The organism is Hyella patelloides LEGE 07179 (genome assembly GCF_900659865.1).
Taxonomy (GTDB): domain Bacteria; phylum Cyanobacteriota; class Cyanobacteriia; order Cyanobacteriales; family Xenococcaceae; genus Hyella; species Hyella patelloides.
Genome location: NZ_LR213905.1, coordinates 1 through 18,302, shown reverse-complemented (window position 1 = coordinate 18,302; position 18,302 = coordinate 1). Strand labels below are relative to the sequence as shown.

Genomic DNA, 18,302 nt, shown 5'->3' with positions numbered 1-18,302 from the left:
ATTTTTTAGGTACTTTCAAATATTATTATTTTTTCGAGTCAAGCTATTCTCAATAAGCTACTTTTAATGATAAAAGTTTGTGGTTTTGATCCAGGTTGAGGATTTTATTCTGAAAGAAGCTAACCAATCTTCCTCTATCTAAAGTCTGAGAGTAGATACTTTGATAAAACTACAAATTGAAGTGCGTAATGGGAAATCCGACTACTATTTATTGGGATATTCGACTTTCGGATAATTTTCCGACTATCGAATTTCGCGTTACTGATATTTGCATGAGTGTCGAAGAAGCCTTCACTATCACTGGTTTGATTCGCGCTTTAGTCTGGACTTGCTATCAAGAAATAGTTAATGATGTACCTTTGGTTAATGTCCGTCCCGAATTATTGAAGGCTGCTCATTGGAATGCTGCTCGTTATGGTTTAACAAACAATTTAATTGATGTAGTCAACAAAATTCCTATTTCTGCAACCGATTTAGTCGAAAAATTTCTTAACTATTTACGTCCAGCTTTGGAAAAATTTGGCGATTGGCAGAACATTTCTACTTCAGTGCCAAAGATTTTAGAACAGGGTAACGGCGCACAAAGACAACTAAAAATATATCAAGAAAATAAGAGTTTTCAAGATGTTGTCGATTATATTGTGGCGCAGACCAAGCCAGTAAATAACCCAATCACCCAATCACCTAATCAGGGGTAGCGATCGATAAGCAACGGTACATTAAACAGAAAAGCCCTGTAATTTGGGATGAAACTTGAGCAAATCGAATACATTTGACATCATACCCTGGAAATTTTTGTTGAATGAAGATTTGGGTAAATATTGCTTAACTTTACGGTCAAGCTCATCAATAAAATAGGGTTTATCGAGATAATCGTCACAACCAGCATTCATTGCGCGATCTCGGTCTTGTTGTCTTGTCATACCAGAAACAGCAATAATTGGCATATTTTGAGTCAATTCGTTTTGTTTTAAAAGGCTAACTACTTCAAGACCATGAATATCTGGCAAGACTAGATCGAGAATAACTAAATCGATTTCATATTCGGTAGCTAAATCCAGAGCAGTTTGTCCTTTTGTTGCCGTAATAAAGTTATGTTTTAAAAGTATTAATGCGTGGGAAATATAAAGCAAATTGTCTTCTTCGTCCTCGACAACTAAAACTATAGGTACGTTAGAATCTTTAGCTTGAATTCTTTGACGATAATTTTTTATGTCCATTTTTACTTTTGTTATTTAGTGCCAGAAAGATGCAATCATTTAGTGGATAAGCTGCACTAACTAATAGATGGGATCGCTGATTATGGTTGTTGGTCAAACATTCCCTGCTCTTTAAGGAGAGAATTATTTGAATTACCGTAAATGTTTACTACTACTTTATAGTAAAGCTTCTAACTAATGTCGATCGTTAATAATTAATAACTATCAGTCTCATAATCTATCTTTCTCCAGATGGAAATTGTTGAAATCCGAACAGAGATGAGCGAGTTTAATTCGAGCATCTTCAGTCGTAAAACGCCAGTGAATCTGAGAAAACTCCTCTACGCAAAATAGGAGATTTCCGAACTTTTGTCAGTCAACCAGTGAAGCAGTAATTGCATAAAGTCCAAAAAAGCAAATCTCAATCCAAGAATAAAAAGAAAAAGAAAGGATTTCTGTGAAGAAAGAAAGATACATTCTTTAGGCTCAAGGCTAAATTTCAAATCTCAGCAAAATGATAAGTAGGTACAAAAAAATTAAGATTCATCAAAAAAGGAATATTAATAGTTTTAATAGTTCATTTTCTGGAGTTCTTGGTTGGAGAAAGATGTTGTTTAGTTAGTCTAGCCGAATAAACAAAAGCTACTCCTGCTAATAGTAAACCAAAGATTGTCAGTGTTATTTGTCGGGGATTATTGTTGCCTGTAGCTAAATTAACCCCTACAGAACCAAGATAAACATACAATCCGATTACGGGCAACATTCCCAACCAGGAAAAAAATAGATATTGCCAAAAATCGATTCTGGTTAAACTAAAACTGTAATTTAGCAGACTAGAGGGCAAAATTGGAGACAGACGAGTCAATAAGACAATTTTCCAGCCTTTTATGGCAACAGCGTGGTCTAATTGAGCAAACCGAGGACGTTTGGCAATCCACTTTCTAATCATTGGTCGTCCTATAGTTCTTCCCAGCATATAACAAGCAGAAGTGCTAAGAGTATCAGTAAACGAAACCACTACGAAACCCTTGACAAAACCAAACATACTACCAGCAGCCAAATAAAGAAAAATTGCTGGCATTCCGACTAAAGTTAACAGGAAATAAATTACCATATACATGGGTAATGTCCAATAGCCAAAAGAGCTTAACCAATCTTGTCCCTGAAATATCCAATCTACGAATAAAGACATTATCCATTTTGATAAAGTTAGTTATTCAAGCGTGACACACCCATATGCGTTTACGCATACGAGCTTCCTACTTCGACGATACTTGACTAGATACAGCTATTGCCGTATCCCCGACAGAGGTATCTCCATAGGCTAGCACCGTCCGTCCGACGGCTAAAAGATTTTTTGCTGCGTTGTAGTCCCTCAAGTTGTGAGAACCACAAACACAATTCCATTCTCTAATTTCTAAAGGAAGTTTATCTAATACGTGACCGCAAGCATGACAACGTTTTGATGATGGAAAGAAGCGGTCAACTTGTACCAATACTCTTCCATACCAACTAGCCTTATAGTCTAGTTGTCTGATTAATTCTTCCCAGGCTGCATCAGCAATTACTTTTGACAACTTGCGGTTTTTAATCATGTTCTTCACTGCTAACGATTCTGTAATCACAGCTTGGTTCTCGCGAATTAAGCGAATCGTTAACTTGTTCAGAAAATCTTTTCTGCAATCAGCTATTTTAGCTTGTAGCTTGGCTACTTTAAGTCTTGCTTTCTCTCTGTTTTGAGAGCCTTTTTGTTTTTTGGCTAATCTTTTTTGCAGTTTGGCTAACTTCTTCTGGTATTTTTGATAGTATTTTGGATTGCCAGAGGCAAACCCCTTAGATGAAACAATTACATCTTTAATCCCCAAGTCAATTGCTACTTGCTCACCTATTTTGGGGAATTGTTCTATTTCCTCTTCTACAGAAAATGAAACAAAATATCTATGAGCCGAATCCTTGCTTACTGTAACTGTAGTGGGTATTCCTGCAAAATAACGATGCCATCTAATTTTTAAAGGAGATTTCATTTTCGCTAAAGTTAGCTTTTCTCCATCCCACTTAAAAGCATTACTGGCATAGGTAGCAGATTGTTGATTGCGTTTCTTTTTGAATCGAGGATACTTAGCGCGACCAGCAAAGAAGTTCAAAAAAGCTGTGTTTAAATGTCTTAATGCTTGCTGTAATGGAACAGCAGTTACATCTTTTAACCAACTAAATTCAGGATTCTGTTTCAGGAGCGTTAATTGATGAGACGTTTCTTTGTAAGACATCTTTTGTTGATGCTGATAGTAAGCATAGTTTGCGCTAATTGAATGCGCTGCTCAAGGGAAGGGTTAGGTGAGTAGAAGAAGTTACCTTCCTCTACTTCCCTCCAAAACGGTACGTGAAAGTTTCCCTTCATACCGCTCCTCAGTGTATGGCTAGTACCATTACTTGTACCGTCATCTTTTGCCGTGAACTTTATCATGACAATGCAAATGTATTAGAACTAGGTTCTTATCTGAATTGTTACCACCTTTCGATTTTTCCTTGATATGGTGTTTCTCAGTTAAATCTTCAGAGCGGAAAGTTAATCCACAATGCCCGCATTTACCTTTTTGAATTTTCATCAATCTCGATTTTTGCGGGTCGGATGTTCGATATTTATCTCCCATCCTTTTACTCCAATAAGATTCATCTCCGTCATATGGACTTCTAGCGTTTTGTACTTTAGTCCATCTTATTCCGCAACTGAAATCAGTATGTTTTGGTAGTGAGTGAGTAAAAGTTTTTGATTTTGAAGTAAATCTCCATCCTTTATCTTTTAAATTCCAGTACTTTCTGGCAATCCATTTTCTACCTTTGTTCGGATGACGACGTTTACCCCATCTCCACAATCTGTTCCACATTAAATTATTTAACTTTTGGAAAGCGTCTGATGAGTTCCAGGGGCTTTGGTAATTACACCATCCTCTGATAATGGGGGTGAGTTTACCTATAAGCTCGGACTGTTTGAATGAACTCATTTTATTGATACATTCATCCAGTTTCTTATAATGTAGTTGGATTTTTTCTTTCTGAGGTTTGATGATTGTCTTGAATCCAAGTAACTCCTTTTTGGTATTTTTTCCTGAGTGATGTCTACCTTGCTTGAATTGCTGGATGTGAAATCCTAAGAAATCAAAGCCAGGTTTGTTTCCTTTGTGTTCTTGCAAAGTATGAGCCACTCTTGTTTTACTTGGCTTCAATTCCAAGTCAATATTATTAAGCCATTCTTCCATTACTTCCTTACATTTATTAACAATGTCAATTTCATCGTGGATGATAACAAAATCGTCAGCGTAGCGAATGACTGCTAAAGCCCTTGCTCGCCTTTCCTTTGGCATCATTTCACCGTTGGGGTATCTTTTGGGAATTTCCTTGACAATTGCTTTAAGCTTGTATTCCATGCCATGTAGGGCGATGTTTGCCAACAAAGGGGAAATCGACCCGCCTTGGGGAGTACCAGCTTGTGTTTGGTTGTAACCTTTTCTATCTGCCCATTATACTGAAGTCAATCACCCCCGATTTTAACCAGGAGTTAATTTGTTTTCGGAAATAGGGCAGTGTGTTGATTTTGGTAAGAAGAGAGTCATGATTGATGTTGTCAAAGCATTTTGATATGTCTGCATCAAGGACAAATTTGGGTTTGTATCTAATGCTATCTTTAATTGCTGTGAGTGCGTCATGACATGACCTGCCTGGTCTGAACCCAAACGAATTGGGTTCAAAGCGAGCCTCCCATTCTGGTTCTAATGCCAGTTTGAGGAGGGTTTGTTTGGCTCTATCTAGTATGGTTGGTATGCCTAGTGGACGCATTTCTTTCTTGCCAGGTTTAGGTATCCAAACCCGTCTGGTTGGATTTGCAATTCCATCTATTGCTAATTGATTAACAAGTGAAAGCCTTTTGCTTGAGGGTACGGATTTAATTCCGTCTATTCCAGCAGTTACTTTGCCCTTATTTTCTTGTGTTACCTTCCTTACAGCTAGTAGTTTTCCATACCAGGATTTGACCATTAGCTTTTGAAGTTTGTGAACTAACTTGTAGTCCTCGGTTTGTGATGCTCTGTAAATTCTCTTTTGTAGCTTAAATATTCTGGAATCGACTTTAACCCAGTCGATTTCGTCCCAGTTATTCCATTCCGACTTTGATGTTATCTCCATATTGGATTTATTAACTTTACTCAGAAGAATGAACATCCCATACAGCAGTGTGGCTGTCAGCATATCCGTATCCATTACAGATAGGCTTTTGCTTATTCCACAATCCCTAGATGGGGCAGTTTCTTTGCGGATAACTACTCTAATTAATTAGAGAACATTTCCCAATCCTTGATTCGTTCCTATTTACCATTGTTTCTGAACTTAGGATTCCTCTCTTCTTCGGGGGCGTGTGAGTGGAATAAATATTGCGTTTTACTGCCCAATATCCTCAACTATGTCCACCTTGAGCTTATTTCGCTCCCTGGGTGTAAAGCCATTTCCCAGGTTCTATCTGACAAAGAATTAACAAGGATTCACTTTCGTTATCCATATTCAGTTGCTCCCACTTGTACCAGTTTTTGGCTACTAGCTTGGGTGGTTTTCATACCGCTTCAACCATAAGAATTATCAGTTCTTATAATTGGATATGATGCTGTCACTCTTATTCCTAGAGGGCTGGGCTTGATTACTCTCACCAGCATGATAAATAAGTTGTCTCGGTATCGTTGTAAACAACTTCCCTGATGACGCAATCCTTGCGTGCAGTGAACTTCAGCAGTTATTGCTTGGTGACACTAACGAACCGCACGTAAAATCTATAGCGGTAAGCAAGTCTCATCTTCATGAGCTAAGCTTACACTATTTTAGTTATCTGTGTAAAGCATGAGGGAGCTTGCTCGTTTCCATCTCATATCCCTTTAGGAATATGGGTATTCTTACTCGCGTTCTATAAAAAAAAGAAACGCTACATGTAGCGTCTCCATTAATTTTACGTAAGATATTTATCAGTGAAGTTGGTATTAACTTTTTTAAACTATGCAGCACTGCGAGTAAGTAAACCCCAAATGAAGATTAATAACATTGCGCCTAATACTGCAAAAATAACGCTAGGAATAGTCAAAGCACCCACTGAGGCTGCTGCTGCGCCCGAACTACCCAGCAAAGCTTGACCTACGTAACCTCCGACTAAAGCACCTAAGATACCCAAGCCGATTGTGGCGAAAATACCACCACCTTGATGACCAGGATATATTAATTTTGCTAATGCACCTGCTATTAAACCCAATACTAACCAAGCTAAAATACCCATATTTTTCTCCTTTTTTATATTTGTTAATTATTTAATTCTGAACTTGTTACCATCAGAATATCGATTTTTAGAAATTAGTTCTTCTATCTAAAAGAGGATATTGGCTCTCTATCTAAAAGCCGATTTATTTCTTACTTATTAAATCTTTACATACTAAATATAGCCGTACAATATTAGGTTATTAGGTTAGGGCAAAAAAATTATTGATTTCGTTAGTAGCCCTAAAGGACTCGCTATCGCGTCGCAGTAGCAATTAGTAAGTAGTAATTTTAAAAATGCCCTAACGCTTATAGGTAGTGCTATCAACAGAAAAACAGCCGTATAAAAATACGACTGTTGATAAAGCTAGATGGAGTTAATTGTAAATGTTATGCTGTATGAAATATTTTTTCTGTGTTAATTAGCTATTAACATCATTTAAACTAACTTTAACCACTTTATTCATTTCCTCTTGCGCTTTGGGTAAAGTTAAGTGAAGAATTCCAGCCTTGTATTCTGCGGTAACTTTAGTATTTTGAATTTTTACAGGTAGAGAAATTACTCTTTGGAAGCTGCCATAACAAAATTCAGAACGGGTTTTTTCTTTGCTTACTTTTTTGCGATCGCCAATTACAAAAATGCTTTTTACTTTGGCTTCAATATTAATCTCAGCAGGGTTAATTCCTGGTAATTCTAACTTCAAAATTAAAGCTTCTTTAGTCTCAGTAAGCTCCGCAGCAGGTACTTGAGAGAAGTTCCCAAATTCGTTAACAGAAGTAGGTCTTGCTGCATCATCAAAGATTTGATTTAACTGACGTTGTAAAGAGTTGATTTCTGTCCAAGGACTATAACGAACAATTGCCATATTTTGATTTTCCGATAACTTTGTTTTTTAGTTATTTTTTTCTCGCTTTGTTTACTATATTATGGGAAATATTTAATAGTTGGAAGTGGTGTTTATTGCCCTTTTTAGTAGTATTTTCTGCCCGAACAATTCTTTATAGGGAAAACCCTAAATAAAATCAACGAGTCAGTAGAGAACTCTTATTTTGCGTCTCTAGAGGAGTCATTAAGTCAGAGAAATGATTAATTCTCAAAGAGAAATAGCAACGAACTACGAGCCATTAAGCTACTTAGGCTCAATCTTGATTCCAGACAGATGTTCTATTTTTTCTTCGGCTTGAATTTCTGGTTCTACGGGAGCGAGGACTGTTAAGCCCTGGGGAATACATTCGACTTCGATGGGAGTCTTGCCAATAATTTCGCCGTCTAAAACAACTTTTTGTGGTGGATTGGTACTTATTTTTACCCAATTAGTTCTTAAGTAGCCAATATCGTCTCTTTCGGCTGCTTCGTCATTGCTAGCACTTTGGAGAAGATGATAAGAAATTGCGATCGCATTAGTACGGCTTTCGGCAGCGATAATAGTTATATCTAATAAGCCATCATCATAAATTACTCCTGCTGTACCATGAGCCAAGACAGAGGTAGAAGGGGCAGCATTAGCAATAGTAATAGCGTTAGCTTCGACTGTAATTACTCGCTCTTTGGTTTCAATGGTAGTTTCAAATTTCTCAAATTCCCGTAGTTGTTTTAACCCAGATAATACATAAGCTAAAGTTCCCAAGCGATTTTTAGTTTCGCGATCTGCATCTTCTACGGTATCTGCTTCAAAGCCAATTCCCGCCAGCAAAATCATCGGTTTTCCATTACACATCCCTGCATCAACTTTTTTAGTTGCGCCCTCAATAATTACCTGACAAGCTGCTTCAATACTGTCAGGAATATCTAAAGCATTCACAAAAGCATTTGCTGTTCCTCTAGCGATCGCTCCCAAAGGAATCTCTGTTCCTACCAAAGCTTCTGCTACGGCTGAAACCGTTCCATCACCCCCAGAAGCAATAATCATCTCTGCGTTGTTTTTGACAGCTTTTCTGGCTAATTCTCCGCCACTAACTTCTTCGGTCGTAAATTGAATATCAAGCTCTAATTCTGGCTCTAAAAGATTTTTAATAGTAGCTAAATCCTGATCCGAATTTCCTTGTCCAGCCACAGGATTAAATATTAAACAGGCAGAACGAGTCATAATACTTGTTGCAAATATAGAGTTTCTCTATCTTAGACAAATCTACATTGAATTTGTTCTGTCTTGAGAAAGAAATTAGATTGAGTTTTGGTAGTTACTTTTGTTTTTTAACTTCTCATACCAACTCATTAGAGGTGAGGCACTAATTCCATGAACGATAATTGATAAGACGACCACTGTATAGGTAATCCAAGCAATTTGTTCGGCGGTGTTTCCTGAGATGCCTTTGCCCAAAGCGTAAGTAAGGTAATAAATTGAGCCTAAACCACGAATTCCAAACCAACCCATTAGATTACGGGTTCTACGAGGTAAATTTCCTCCCAACATACTCAACCAAACACCAAGAGGGCGCACAACTAAAAATAACAGCCCTGCTACTAACAAAGACTGTCCTGCATACTTTAGCATTGGTTCGATTAGCAACATTGTTCCTAAAATAACGATCGCTGTTACCTCTAGCAATTTCTCAATCTGTTCGGTAAATTCTAGCTGCGCCAATCGTTTATCTGGTTGGCAGTGGTAACTTCGCTGCACTACCAAACCTGCGACAAATACAGCTAAAAAGCCATAGCCATTGACTAATTCTGTCACAGAATAAGTTAATAAAATAATACCGATCGCGACAAAATCTTCCATCAAATCATCCGCAGGACGGCGTTTTTGTAAAGCGTAATCGAGCCAAACCACCGCTTTTGCCACCACAATACCCATAATAATTCCTGCTGCGATCGCCCAAATCAAATCAATCCCCACCCATTTTGTAAACCAGTTATTCCAGTTAGCATCGTTAAAGGCATAGATGCCCAAGTAAACAAAGGGAAAAGCCAGAGAGTCATTTAAGCCCCCCTCGGAAGTCAAAGCAAAGCGCAACTCATCTTTATCTTCTATATGAGCAAGCTGTACTTCTGAAGCTAGTACAGGATCGGTGGGGGAGAGAATAGCACCCAATAGCACCGCAGCACCCCAACCCATTCCTAAAATATAATAAGCGATCGCAGCAAGAATAGCAATGGACAAAGGATGCCCTAAAGGATTCCTAAAGGATACACCTTCGGACGACGCGAAGCTAGTGCCGTGGCATAACCGCTTCGCATAAAGGATGAGGAATGAATTTACACTCTCAAGCAGAATGCCCTAAGCTAAATCCGTAACGCTATATCTTTAGTGGAGGAGTTCAATCTGGAGCTTAAAGCTGTTAGCTAGTTAAACTTCTCAATCAGGGTGAGTATTACCCACCCAAAAAAATTAAGGACAACCCAAAGAATCGCGAGTATCAACTCCAGTTTTAGGATTAACTCCTTCTGCATTAGCGCAAAGCTGTTTTACTTGCCATTTTTCTAAAACAGCTAGACTAAAATCTGCTCCAGTTATCTTAGTATCTCTAAAAGTAGAGAAAGATAAAATGGTTTCTTGAAAAATAGAATCTGTTAAATCAGCACCATCAAAATTAGTCAGATAAGCAAACCCATAGCTAAAATCAGCTCCTCTCAGATTAGCCTTGCCCAAATTAGAAGCATTAAACACAGCCCCTCTCAAATCAGCATTACTAAAATCTGCTTCTTCTAGCTCAACTTTGGCAAAATCTACACTTTGCAAGGTTTTACCAGAAAAATCTTTGTTTCTCAATTCTTCGGGACTAAATTCACTAAAAGCAGAAGGAGTAACAGAAGACGAACTAGCAGCGATCGCTGGAGTCGATACCACACAGGAGATAAATAGTAATAAAATTGCGCTTAGTCGGAAAAAATATTTCATGGATAGTTGTTGGTAAATATATATCAATCAGAAAAGGACATAATCATAGATTGTAAATGTTCTTCTGTACCTATTGCGAGTTAAAGTATTTATTTCGCCTACCTGTTTATTGAGATGAAGTTTATCGGAAAATTTTAAACTATGACTTTAAACCTAACTGAATTATTACAACAACTTCTAGATCGGCAATCTCTTTCCCAAGCTCAAGCGTCGGAATTAATGACAGGATGGCTGGAAGAAACTATACCTCCTGTGATGTCTGGGGCTATTCTAGCTGCGATTCAAGCCAAAGGAGTCTCCGCAGATGAACTAGCTGGAATGGCACAAGTATTAAAAAAACAGTCTTTACAGCAAAACCCTCTTATTCATAAAACTCCTGTAATTGATACTTGCGGTACAGGAGGCGATGGAGCTTCTACGTTTAATATTTCTACTGCGGTAGCCTTTGTTGCTGCTGCTGCGGGAGTGAAAGTCGCAAAACACGGTAATCGCTCTGCTTCTAGTAAGGTAGGCTCTGCGGATGTTTTAGAATACTTAGGAGTGCAATTAACTGCACCAACCGAACTGGTACAAGCTGCTTTGGATGAGGTAGGGATTACGTTTTTGTTTGCTCCTGGTTGGCATCCTGCGATGAAAAGTGTTGTGCCAATTAGAAAAACTCTCAAAGTAAGAACCGTATTTAACCTTTTAGGTCCTTTAGTTAATCCTTTATGTCCTACTGGTCAAGTAATTGGAGTGTATGACAGTAATTTTATCAACAGTATGGCAGAAGCTCTGAATAAGCTAGAAATTCCTCAAGCTATTGTACTACATGGTAGAGAAAAACTAGATGAAGCAGGTTTAGGAGATATTACCGATATGGCAATGCTTACAGGAGGAAAGGTAACAACTGCGAGTATCAAGCCTCAAGAGTTGGGCTTAACTCATGCTTCTCTATCAGCTTTAAAAGGCGGAGAAGTGACTGACAATGCCGATATCTTAAAAAGTGTTCTTCAAGGAAAAGGAACACAAGCTCAACGGGATGCCGTAGCTTTAAATGCTTCGCTGGCTTTACAAGTAGGAAACTTGGTTACTTTTAGTGATACTGCACAAGGTATCAAAAAAGCTCAGGAAATAATCGCTAGCGGTGCTGCCTGGAATAAATTAGAAGAGTTAGTACAATTTTTAAAAAAATGAATGAGGGTCAGAAAAAACTGTCTCGTTGTATCTCACAGCCGATTAATTATTACCCATTACCTTGCTTCTTTAAACACGTTTTCCGCAAACCCTACTTAAAAAACTCATGCACGTTCTTTCAATTCCAACTTGGATGGTTCATGTTTCTAGCGTAATCGAATGGATTGCTGCTATGTGGTTAATTTGGCAGTATGGAGAACTTACTGGCGATCGCTATTGGTGGGGTTTATCTCTGGCTATGCTTCCTGCTTTAGTAAGCGCGATGTGTGCTTGTACCTGGCACTTTTTTGATAATTCAGCCACTTTAGAATGGTTAGTTACTTTACAAGCCTCCATGACAGTAGTAGGCAACTTTACTCTTTGTATCGCAGCCTGGCGCATTTATTCAGTAAGCAGTAATCAGTAAACAGTTATCAGCTTTTTTAAGTAGCCCTACAAGGACTCGCTATCGCGTCGCAGTAGCAAGTAACCAAAACAACTAAAACCACCAATTATCAACAATTAACAACTAACAATTTTTTTTTATGTCCAAAGAAACTTTATTTGCTTTATCCTTATTCCCTTATCTGGGTTTTTTATGGTTCATGACTCGTTCGGGGAAAACTCCCCGTTTAGCTTTAATTGGTTTTTATGTTCTATTAGTTTTTGTGGCAGTTACTATTCCTGCGGGGATTTATGCCAAAGTACATTACGGAGAAGCTTTGGCTAATGTTGATTGGCTTCATGGTAGTGCCGAATTTTTTCTTACCATCTCTAACATTTTGGTGGTGTTAGGCTTTCGTCAAGCTATTTTACAAACAAAAAAACCATAATTAGCGGTTAGAGACACGATATATCGCGTCTCTACAGTGGTACTTAAAAAAATTGATAACTGATTAATGGATCTAGCTGTTGTTTATCATCCAGACTATGTTGCGCCGTTACCTGATGGACATCGCTTTCCCATGGGGAAGTTTCGGTTAATTAAAGATTTATTACTCAAAGATGACATAATTACACCAGAAAAAATTTTTACCCCTCAATTACCCCAGTTTGAACAGCTTCAGTTGGTTCATACATCGGAATATGTTCGAGGATATTGCGGGGGTAGCCTCGATGACAGGGCGCAACGTCGTATTGGCTTACCCTGGAGTGAACCTTTAGCAAAAAGAACTCTAATTGCAGTGGGAGGAACTATTTTAACCGCACAACTAGCTCTAAAGTATGGATGTGCTTGCAATACTGCGGGGGGTACTCATCACGCTTTTCCTAGTTATGGTTCTGGTTTTTGTATTTTTAACGATTTGGCGATCGCAGCAAAGGCTTTACAGCAACAGGGTTTGGTTAAAAAAATCTTGATTGTGGATTGTGATGTTCATCAAGGGGATGGTACTGCATTTATTTTTCGCGACGATAATAGTGTTTTCACTTTTTCGATGCATTGTGAAGCCAATTTTCCTGGTAAGAAACAACAAAGCGATCTCGATGTTTCCCTTCCTGTTGGTTTGGATGATGATGGCTACCTGCAAATTTTGGCGAGTTATCTTAGTGATTTATTATCAGCAGTAAAGCCCGATTTAGTACTGTATGATGCAGGAGTTGATACCCATGTAAGCGATCGCTTGGGTAAACTGGCTCTTACCGATCGGGGTATTTATCGCCGAGAAAGAATGGTTTTAAGTACCTGTTTATCTGATGGTTATCCCGTAGCTTGTGTAATTGGCGGAGGTTATGGCAAAAATTTATCCAGTCTCGTATATCGTCATTCTTTATTACATCGTGCTGCAAAAGATATTCTTGAGTGACTACTCCCAACGCTAAATAAAAACTACGCTATCGCTTCGTTTTTACTATGGCGTGGGCTTCTATTGTCGCCAATAGACTTTCCTCCCCTATGCCACTTATCTAGAACAAAGTTCCCCGACAGTACGACTTGAGAGGCAATTTCTTGCTTTTCGGGAGTCCCCCGATACGTTTCTATACCACGATTACAAATCTCTTGGGCAGAGACTATATCGCGGTCTACGGATGCATCAACTCCATAACCACACTCATGGCAAACATGATATCTATCTGATAATTCTTTTCTAACTTCAGAACGACAATTACTGCATATTTGAGATGTTCCACGATGGTCTACTCGCCCGACAAATACATCTCGCTTTCTGCCTACATACTCTAGTATCGTTCTGAATTGCCCGAAACTAGCGTCAATAGTATGTTTGCCCAACATTCCTTTAGCCATAATACGGAAATCACAATCTTCAACAAAAATTGTGTCTGCCATATCGCACAATTTATGAGCTAATTTGAACTGATAGTCACATCGTTTGAACCCTATGTGGTTATGTTGTTTGGCTACTTTGATTCGAGCTTTCTCATAGTTCTTACCTCGCTTCATTGTTCTCGACAGACGCTTTTGTAGTACTTTCAACCGACTGTAGGCTGTTTTGAAAAACTTAGGTCTTTGTTCGGTATAACTGTCTGATGTTGCTATGTATGAAGTCAAACCAACATCAATGCCAATTACACGACCGTGAGGAACGGGACTAGGAATCTTCATATCCGATTCTATAGCTACCACGGCAAACCAACCTACTGCTTTTTTCACTACCCGAACCTGTTTGGCTACAAAACCATCAGGTATAGGTCGGTGCAGATTGATTTGCACCTTTCCTAGCTTGGGTAACTGAATCTGCCATCCAGTCAAAGGATTAGTTTTGAACTGAGGAAACAACAAAGACTTCATCTGTCCGTATTTTTTGAAGCGAGGAAACCCATATCCACGTTTTTGGAAAAAATCCCAAGCATCATGCAAACGTCTAATATTGGTTTGTAACACTTGGGATGGTACAGATTTGAGTCTAGGAAATTGTTTCTTTGCTAATGGTAAGTTGTTTTGTTGTTGGTGGTAACTAGGGAATGGATAATCCGCAACCATAATATATTCTGATTCTAAGCTACATCTATCAATTGGGCATTTCCTAGAAGCAATCCAATCTTTTAGCTCTCGCAGTGCATAGTTGTAAGATACGCGACAAGTTTCCAGCCACTCATTGAGCAGGTCAATTTGATTGCTATCTGGATAAATGCGGTAGACATAATTTAAAATCATCAAAAACATTCTACCACAAACACTATTAAATGGTAGAAGCTAATTACAAGGGCATCGAACCTTTATAATTAGCTTGGGGAAAGCTGTATCCAAACGCTGAAACATTGGGCGCGACTACTGTGTAGTCTTAAATCGCCCTCGTTTGCAGTCGTGGGACTTAGCTTATCCCCCAAACCCCCTAATAGTTAAATAATAACTAACGTTGGTAACTTACAAGACTCTCCAGACTTATCTAGTTTTTCTGTTGCAGAGAATAGCTGTTGCACAAAATCATCTACTCGATCTGAATCAAGCTGTTGTAATGTTTGCAGTAAAGTAACGCTTTCCTCTAAAAGCTGATTTACATCAATGGTGTAATAATCTGGTTGATAGTCACTCAAACGGCGTATACCTTCCCCTAACAAAATAATTGCACCACGAAGATTGAGATTAGATAAATGATGACAAGCAACCGCAACCTGAAGAATACCTTGATAAAATCTCTGATCCATTTCAGGTGCTTCAATCCAAATGGCTTCTAGAGTATCATGGCATTCGTAATATTGTCTTTGATTAAACTGTTGTATTCCTTGGGAAAATGATTCAGGAGGCATTTAATTTCAAAAAAGAGGAAGGAGAAACAAGGAAGTAGCTATATTAAAGCAGATAGCAGAGTAGTATCAGTAAAACAGAAGAAAATCAACCACTAACTATCTCGATCCCGCTTGACGGGACTAACCACTAACCACTAACCACTAACCACCAACTACTAACTACTTCATCGAATCCCGAACCTGATTAATATAGTCCATTTCTATTGATTGTTCTTTTCCTGCAAAGGGATGATCGGGGGTGAGAAATAGTAGACAATGACATTCTCTACGTTCGCGCATAGGTACACAGGGACAATTCCAAAAGGTGTTTTTGACTTCTGCTTCTTTGTCTTCATAGTGGCGACAGGGACAAAGAGGACAACCTAATTGATCTTTATGTTTTGCTAATCCTTCCAGGACTACAGCCGTTACTGAGGTGTCACTACAAAAGTAAGTACCAGTCCTTTGAGCATATTGTTCTGCAAAGTTTTTCATCGACTCTAAAGTCTGGTTTTGATTTCCAGTTTTTGCTGTGGTCATAATTATTAGGATACAAAGAAAAATTTTCGTTAGACCATTATTCTATAGGAAAATTAGAAAATGTCCCCAACCACTCATTGTTGAATGTTAGCAACAAATGACTAAGGACGAATGACTAATAACAAATAATTTAACTATTGGGGACTCTGTTAACTGAGCTTGCGCCTTCGACTCCTTTTGCTACTTGTTCTGCTTGTGAAAGAACGCCTTCAGCATCGGAGTTATATTTAAGAACTACTGTACTGCCACTTTGAGCTACCCAAAGTCCTACATCGTCAGATATCCCAGCATCATCTAGAGCTTTAGCAACACGCTTTGCAAGACCACTTTCATCAAAGTTACCATCTAGTCCTACTTTTTCAGGAGGAATGGAATTTTTGCTAGCTGATGCTTTTACGTCTACTTTGCCTGCTGCTGCTTTTTCTTCTTCTTTTTTTCCGAATAGTTTGCTTAAAAAACCCATAGTTTTATTTCCTTTTACAGTATTAAAGTTTTCTTTACGCAATCTAACGATTGCTGTTGGGAGTATATCGGAAGGGTTGAAAATTTTTGGTAAAAGAAAGATCGAGAATAATTGAGAATTTATTGTCCCTATGAAAACCTGTTAAATATTAAATAAATATAAAAAATATCCTTTTAATTTTTAATCAAAAATTTAGCTTTTTTGGTTGACTAATAGTAAATTTTATAGTTTACAAAAATTAAGCTAAATTTTATTTTTGTAGAGCTTATTATGGTGAATGAAAGCAATATCAATCAACAAATCTAATTTAATTATTAAATAATACTATAACTTGGTTAAAATTTATGTATTTTTATCAAGATTGATTATAAGATTGAGGGAATATCAAATCTTGTTTGTTTCAAATTGTTTTTTGAGTAAACCCTCTATATATGAGCGATCGCAAATTAAAACCCGACTCTTTTAAGAAAGATAATTTTTTTGTGGTAGGTATTGGTGCTTCTGCTGGCGGACTCCGAGCTTGTGAGGAGTTTTTTGAAAATATGCCTACTGATAGTGGTGCTGCTTTTGTGGTCATTCAACACTTATCTCCTGATTTTAAAAGCTTAATGAAGGAGTTATTAGAAAGATATACCTCGATGAATATTTATCGGGTAAAAGATGGGATGGTATTGGCTGCAAATTCAGTTTATTTGATTCCTCCAGGGAAAAATCTGGTATTAGAAGAAGATCGGTTGCGGTTGCTCGAACAAGAGGAAAGAAATCGTGAGGACGTGTCCTCGCTCTCGAAGGGCGGGGCTTGTATCGTCCGTCATGGGTTGAATTTTCCGATTGATATTTTTCTGGAGTCTTTGGCGAAAAATTATACCGATCGCTCTGTGGGGGTTATTCTATCTGGTACTGGTAGTGATGGTAGTCATGGTTTGAAGGCGATTAATGAGGCTGGAGGGTTTGTGATGGTGCAAGATCCTTTGAGTGCGGAATTTGACGGGATGCCGAAATCTGCGATCGCAACAAGAGTGGTGGATCAGATATTAGCACCCAAAGCATTGGCACAGGGGATCTCTCAGTTATTGCGATCGCCATTAGATAAGCAACATCTCAGTAGAAGTGAAAGTGCGCTGCTAGATTCTTCTAAGTTAAAACAGATCGCCAGTATTTTAGCCAAACACGAACATATAGATTTTTCCCACTATAAAACCAGTACTTTATCTCGGCGTATTCACCGCAGGTGTTTAATTATTGATTGCAATGACTTAGAGGATTACATTCGGTTATTAGAGATTTCCCCAGAAGAAAGAAGTACCCTGTGTCATGACTTATTGATTAGTGTGACCCAGTTTTTTCGCGATCGTCAAGCTTGGCAGTTTTTAGAAAATCAGACGATTCCTCAGTTAATTGAGAAAGCTACTCTAGGAGAAGAGTTAAGATTTTGGGTGACAGCTTGTGCTACGGGTCAAGAAGCCTATTCTCTGGCTATTTTATTGGATGAAGCACTAGAAAAAGCCGAAAAACAGCTAACAGTTAAGATATTCGCTACCGACTTAGATAAGGAAGCTTTAGAAAAAGCCACTCAAGGGATTTATCCCGACACCATTGCTAATGAGATGAGTGAAGAAAAATTAAAGCGTTACTTTATCCCCAAAAATCACTCTTATCAAGTAATTAGAAGAATCAGAGAGAAAATACTGTTTGCTAATCACGATCTCACTAAAGATGCTGGTTTTACCCGCATGAACCTGATTAGCTGTCGTAATGTGCTGATTTATATGCAGCCAAAATTACAACAACAGGTATTGCGTAACCTTCACTTTTCTTTGGGTTCAAAAGGAGTACTCTTTTTAGGGGAAGCAGAAACTTTAGGGGATTTTGAAGACGAATTTAAACCCCTGAATAAGAAACAGAAAATTTATCAGAAACGGCGGAATATTCGTTTACCTTTTCCTGTCAAAGATTCAGACAAAATTCCTCGTAGAATTTTACCCCAGCCTAAACCCCAAGAAACCCAAGAGCCTCGTTTTGAACCATTGTTGAATGAGGCTTTTAGTAGTTTCCTCGCAGAACAAAAGGCGACTTGTTTGCTGGTGGATAAAGATAATCAACTATTTCACATTTTTAATAACTCCCTAG

Annotated in this window: 19 protein-coding genes and 1 pseudogene; 6 read left to right on the top strand and 14 right to left on the bottom strand. The window is 38.2% G+C overall.

Features of this window, described 5'->3' with window-relative positions; genetic code table 11:
• The first annotated feature begins 188 nt into the window (after window positions 1–188).
• A complete protein-coding gene (locus tag H1P_RS19890) occupies window positions 189–698 on the top strand; it encodes a carboxylate-amine ligase (protein WP_144870603.1) in 510 nt (169 codons plus the stop codon).
• Between the two features lie 21 nt (window positions 699–719).
• Here the strand turns inward: H1P_RS19890 and H1P_RS19885 are convergent, their stop codons facing one another.
• The 10 genes and pseudogenes from H1P_RS19885 to H1P_RS19845 all read right to left on the bottom strand — a co-directional run bounded on the left by H1P_RS19885 (window position 720) and on the right by H1P_RS19845 (window position 10,327).
• Entirely contained in the window at window positions 720–1,220 is a 501-nt protein-coding gene (locus H1P_RS19885) for a response regulator (protein ID WP_144870601.1), read from the bottom strand.
• 556 nt (window positions 1,221–1,776) lie between these two features.
• Complete coding sequence (locus H1P_RS19880; protein ID WP_144870599.1) at window positions 1,777–2,391, bottom strand: TVP38/TMEM64 family protein; 615 nt, start codon at window positions 2,389–2,391, stop codon at window positions 1,777–1,779.
• A 67-nt stretch (window positions 2,392–2,458) separates the two neighbouring features.
• Window positions 2,459–3,505 carry an RNA-guided endonuclease InsQ/TnpB family protein gene (locus tag H1P_RS19875; protein WP_281291199.1) on the bottom strand — a complete coding sequence of 349 codons (1,047 nt, stop codon included), beginning with the start codon at window positions 3,503–3,505 and terminating at the stop codon, window positions 2,459–2,461.
• A gap of 132 nt (window positions 3,506–3,637) precedes the next feature.
• Window positions 3,638–4,648: a group II intron reverse transcriptase gene (locus tag H1P_RS38980; RefSeq protein WP_281291197.1), complete on the bottom strand. Its 1,011-nt coding sequence runs from the start codon at window positions 4,646–4,648 to the stop codon at window positions 3,638–3,640.
• 58 nt (window positions 4,649–4,706) lie between these two features.
• On the bottom strand, window positions 4,707–5,453 hold the full coding sequence (locus tag H1P_RS38975; RefSeq protein ID WP_222427136.1) for a reverse transcriptase N-terminal domain-containing protein: 747 nt from the start codon (window positions 5,451–5,453) through the stop codon (window positions 4,707–4,709).
• A gap of 778 nt (window positions 5,454–6,231) precedes the next feature.
• On the bottom strand, window positions 6,232–6,507 hold the full coding sequence (locus H1P_RS19865; protein ID WP_144870595.1) for a GlsB/YeaQ/YmgE family stress response membrane protein: 276 nt from the start codon (window positions 6,505–6,507) through the stop codon (window positions 6,232–6,234).
• Window positions 6,508–6,907: 400 nt separating this feature from the next.
• Window positions 6,908–7,351: an Hsp20/alpha crystallin family protein gene (locus H1P_RS19860; protein WP_144870592.1), complete on the bottom strand. Its 444-nt coding sequence runs from the start codon at window positions 7,349–7,351 to the stop codon at window positions 6,908–6,910.
• Between the two features lie 264 nt (window positions 7,352–7,615).
• Window positions 7,616–8,590 (bottom strand): YegS/Rv2252/BmrU family lipid kinase, encoded by a 975-nt coding sequence (locus H1P_RS19855; protein ID WP_342799606.1) that lies wholly within the window; start codon window positions 8,588–8,590, stop codon window positions 7,616–7,618.
• A 57-nt stretch (window positions 8,591–8,647) separates the two neighbouring features.
• Window positions 8,648–9,592: pseudogene (locus H1P_RS19850) on the bottom strand (cation:proton antiporter); the annotation flags it as partial.
• Between the two features lie 225 nt (window positions 9,593–9,817).
• Window positions 9,818–10,327 carry a pentapeptide repeat-containing protein gene (locus H1P_RS19845; RefSeq protein ID WP_144870580.1) on the bottom strand — a complete coding sequence of 170 codons (510 nt, stop codon included), beginning with the start codon at window positions 10,325–10,327 and terminating at the stop codon, window positions 9,818–9,820.
• A gap of 141 nt (window positions 10,328–10,468) precedes the next feature.
• Here H1P_RS19845 and trpD point away from each other — a divergent pair, with 141 nt between their 5' ends.
• The 4 genes from trpD to H1P_RS19825 all read left to right on the top strand — a co-directional run bounded on the left by trpD (window position 10,469) and on the right by H1P_RS19825 (window position 13,287).
• Window positions 10,469–11,503: an anthranilate phosphoribosyltransferase gene (gene trpD, locus H1P_RS19840; RefSeq protein ID WP_144870578.1), complete on the top strand. Its 1,035-nt coding sequence runs from the start codon at window positions 10,469–10,471 to the stop codon at window positions 11,501–11,503.
• Between the two features lie 106 nt (window positions 11,504–11,609).
• On the top strand, window positions 11,610–11,909 hold the full coding sequence (locus H1P_RS19835; RefSeq protein WP_144870576.1) for a DUF2499 domain-containing protein: 300 nt from the start codon (window positions 11,610–11,612) through the stop codon (window positions 11,907–11,909).
• Between the two features lie 118 nt (window positions 11,910–12,027).
• Complete coding sequence (locus tag H1P_RS19830) at window positions 12,028–12,315, top strand: DUF3593 domain-containing protein (RefSeq protein ID WP_144870574.1); 288 nt, start codon at window positions 12,028–12,030, stop codon at window positions 12,313–12,315.
• A 66-nt stretch (window positions 12,316–12,381) separates the two neighbouring features.
• Entirely contained in the window at window positions 12,382–13,287 is a 906-nt protein-coding gene (locus H1P_RS19825; protein ID WP_144870572.1) for a histone deacetylase family protein, read from the top strand.
• Window positions 13,288–13,310: 23 nt separating this feature from the next.
• On the opposite strand, the gene H1P_RS19820 is transcribed toward H1P_RS19825, so the two are convergent.
• The 4 genes from H1P_RS19820 to H1P_RS19805 form a co-directional block, all read right to left on the bottom strand.
• A complete protein-coding gene (locus H1P_RS19820) occupies window positions 13,311–14,597 on the bottom strand; it encodes an RNA-guided endonuclease InsQ/TnpB family protein (protein WP_186376051.1) in 1,287 nt (428 codons plus the stop codon).
• A gap of 185 nt (window positions 14,598–14,782) precedes the next feature.
• A complete protein-coding gene (locus H1P_RS19815) occupies window positions 14,783–15,190 on the bottom strand; it encodes a DUF309 domain-containing protein (RefSeq protein ID WP_144870569.1) in 408 nt (135 codons plus the stop codon).
• 159 nt (window positions 15,191–15,349) lie between these two features.
• On the bottom strand, window positions 15,350–15,709 hold the full coding sequence (locus tag H1P_RS19810) for a ferredoxin-thioredoxin reductase catalytic domain-containing protein (protein WP_144870567.1): 360 nt from the start codon (window positions 15,707–15,709) through the stop codon (window positions 15,350–15,352).
• Window positions 15,710–15,839: 130 nt separating this feature from the next.
• Window positions 15,840–16,172, bottom strand: a complete 333-nt coding sequence (locus H1P_RS19805; protein ID WP_144870565.1) for a hypothetical protein — start codon at window positions 16,170–16,172, stop codon at window positions 15,840–15,842.
• 431 nt (window positions 16,173–16,603) lie between these two features.
• On the opposite strand from H1P_RS19805, the gene H1P_RS19800 reads away from it, so the two are divergent.
• Window positions 16,604–18,302: chemotaxis protein CheB (locus H1P_RS19800; protein WP_281291196.1), on the top strand; the 1,699-nt coding region annotated here is incomplete at its 3' end.

What these genes read in the sequence shown, in the direction of transcription:
- H1P_RS19890 (WP_144870603.1), top strand. Translation starts at nt 189, where the DNA reads ATGGGAAATCCGACTACTATTTATTGGGATATTCGACTTTCGGATAAT.
- H1P_RS19885 (WP_144870601.1), bottom strand. Translation starts at nt 1,220, where the DNA reads ATGGACATAAAAAATTATCGTCAAAGAATTCAAGCTAAAGATTCTAAC.
- H1P_RS19880 (WP_144870599.1), bottom strand. Translation starts at nt 2,391, where the DNA reads ATGTCTTTATTCGTAGATTGGATATTTCAGGGACAAGATTGGTTAAGC.
- H1P_RS38975 (WP_222427136.1), bottom strand. Translation starts at nt 5,453, where the DNA reads ATGGATACGGATATGCTGACAGCCACACTGCTGTATGGGATGTTCATT.
- H1P_RS19865 (WP_144870595.1), bottom strand. Translation starts at nt 6,507, where the DNA reads ATGGGTATTTTAGCTTGGTTAGTATTGGGTTTAATAGCAGGTGCATTA.
- H1P_RS19860 (WP_144870592.1), bottom strand. Translation starts at nt 7,351, where the DNA reads ATGGCAATTGTTCGTTATAGTCCTTGGACAGAAATCAACTCTTTACAA.
- H1P_RS19845 (WP_144870580.1), bottom strand. Translation starts at nt 10,327, where the DNA reads ATGAAATATTTTTTCCGACTAAGCGCAATTTTATTACTATTTATCTCC.
- trpD (WP_144870578.1), top strand. Translation starts at nt 10,469, where the DNA reads ATGACTTTAAACCTAACTGAATTATTACAACAACTTCTAGATCGGCAA.
- H1P_RS19835 (WP_144870576.1), top strand. Translation starts at nt 11,610, where the DNA reads ATGCACGTTCTTTCAATTCCAACTTGGATGGTTCATGTTTCTAGCGTA.
- H1P_RS19830 (WP_144870574.1), top strand. Translation starts at nt 12,028, where the DNA reads ATGTCCAAAGAAACTTTATTTGCTTTATCCTTATTCCCTTATCTGGGT.
- H1P_RS19825 (WP_144870572.1), top strand. Translation starts at nt 12,382, where the DNA reads ATGGATCTAGCTGTTGTTTATCATCCAGACTATGTTGCGCCGTTACCT.
- H1P_RS19820 (WP_186376051.1), bottom strand. Translation starts at nt 14,597, where the DNA reads ATGATTTTAAATTATGTCTACCGCATTTATCCAGATAGCAATCAAATT.
- H1P_RS19815 (WP_144870569.1), bottom strand. Translation starts at nt 15,190, where the DNA reads ATGCCTCCTGAATCATTTTCCCAAGGAATACAACAGTTTAATCAAAGA.
- H1P_RS19810 (WP_144870567.1), bottom strand. Translation starts at nt 15,709, where the DNA reads ATGACCACAGCAAAAACTGGAAATCAAAACCAGACTTTAGAGTCGATG.
- H1P_RS19805 (WP_144870565.1), bottom strand. Translation starts at nt 16,172, where the DNA reads ATGGGTTTTTTAAGCAAACTATTCGGAAAAAAAGAAGAAGAAAAAGCA.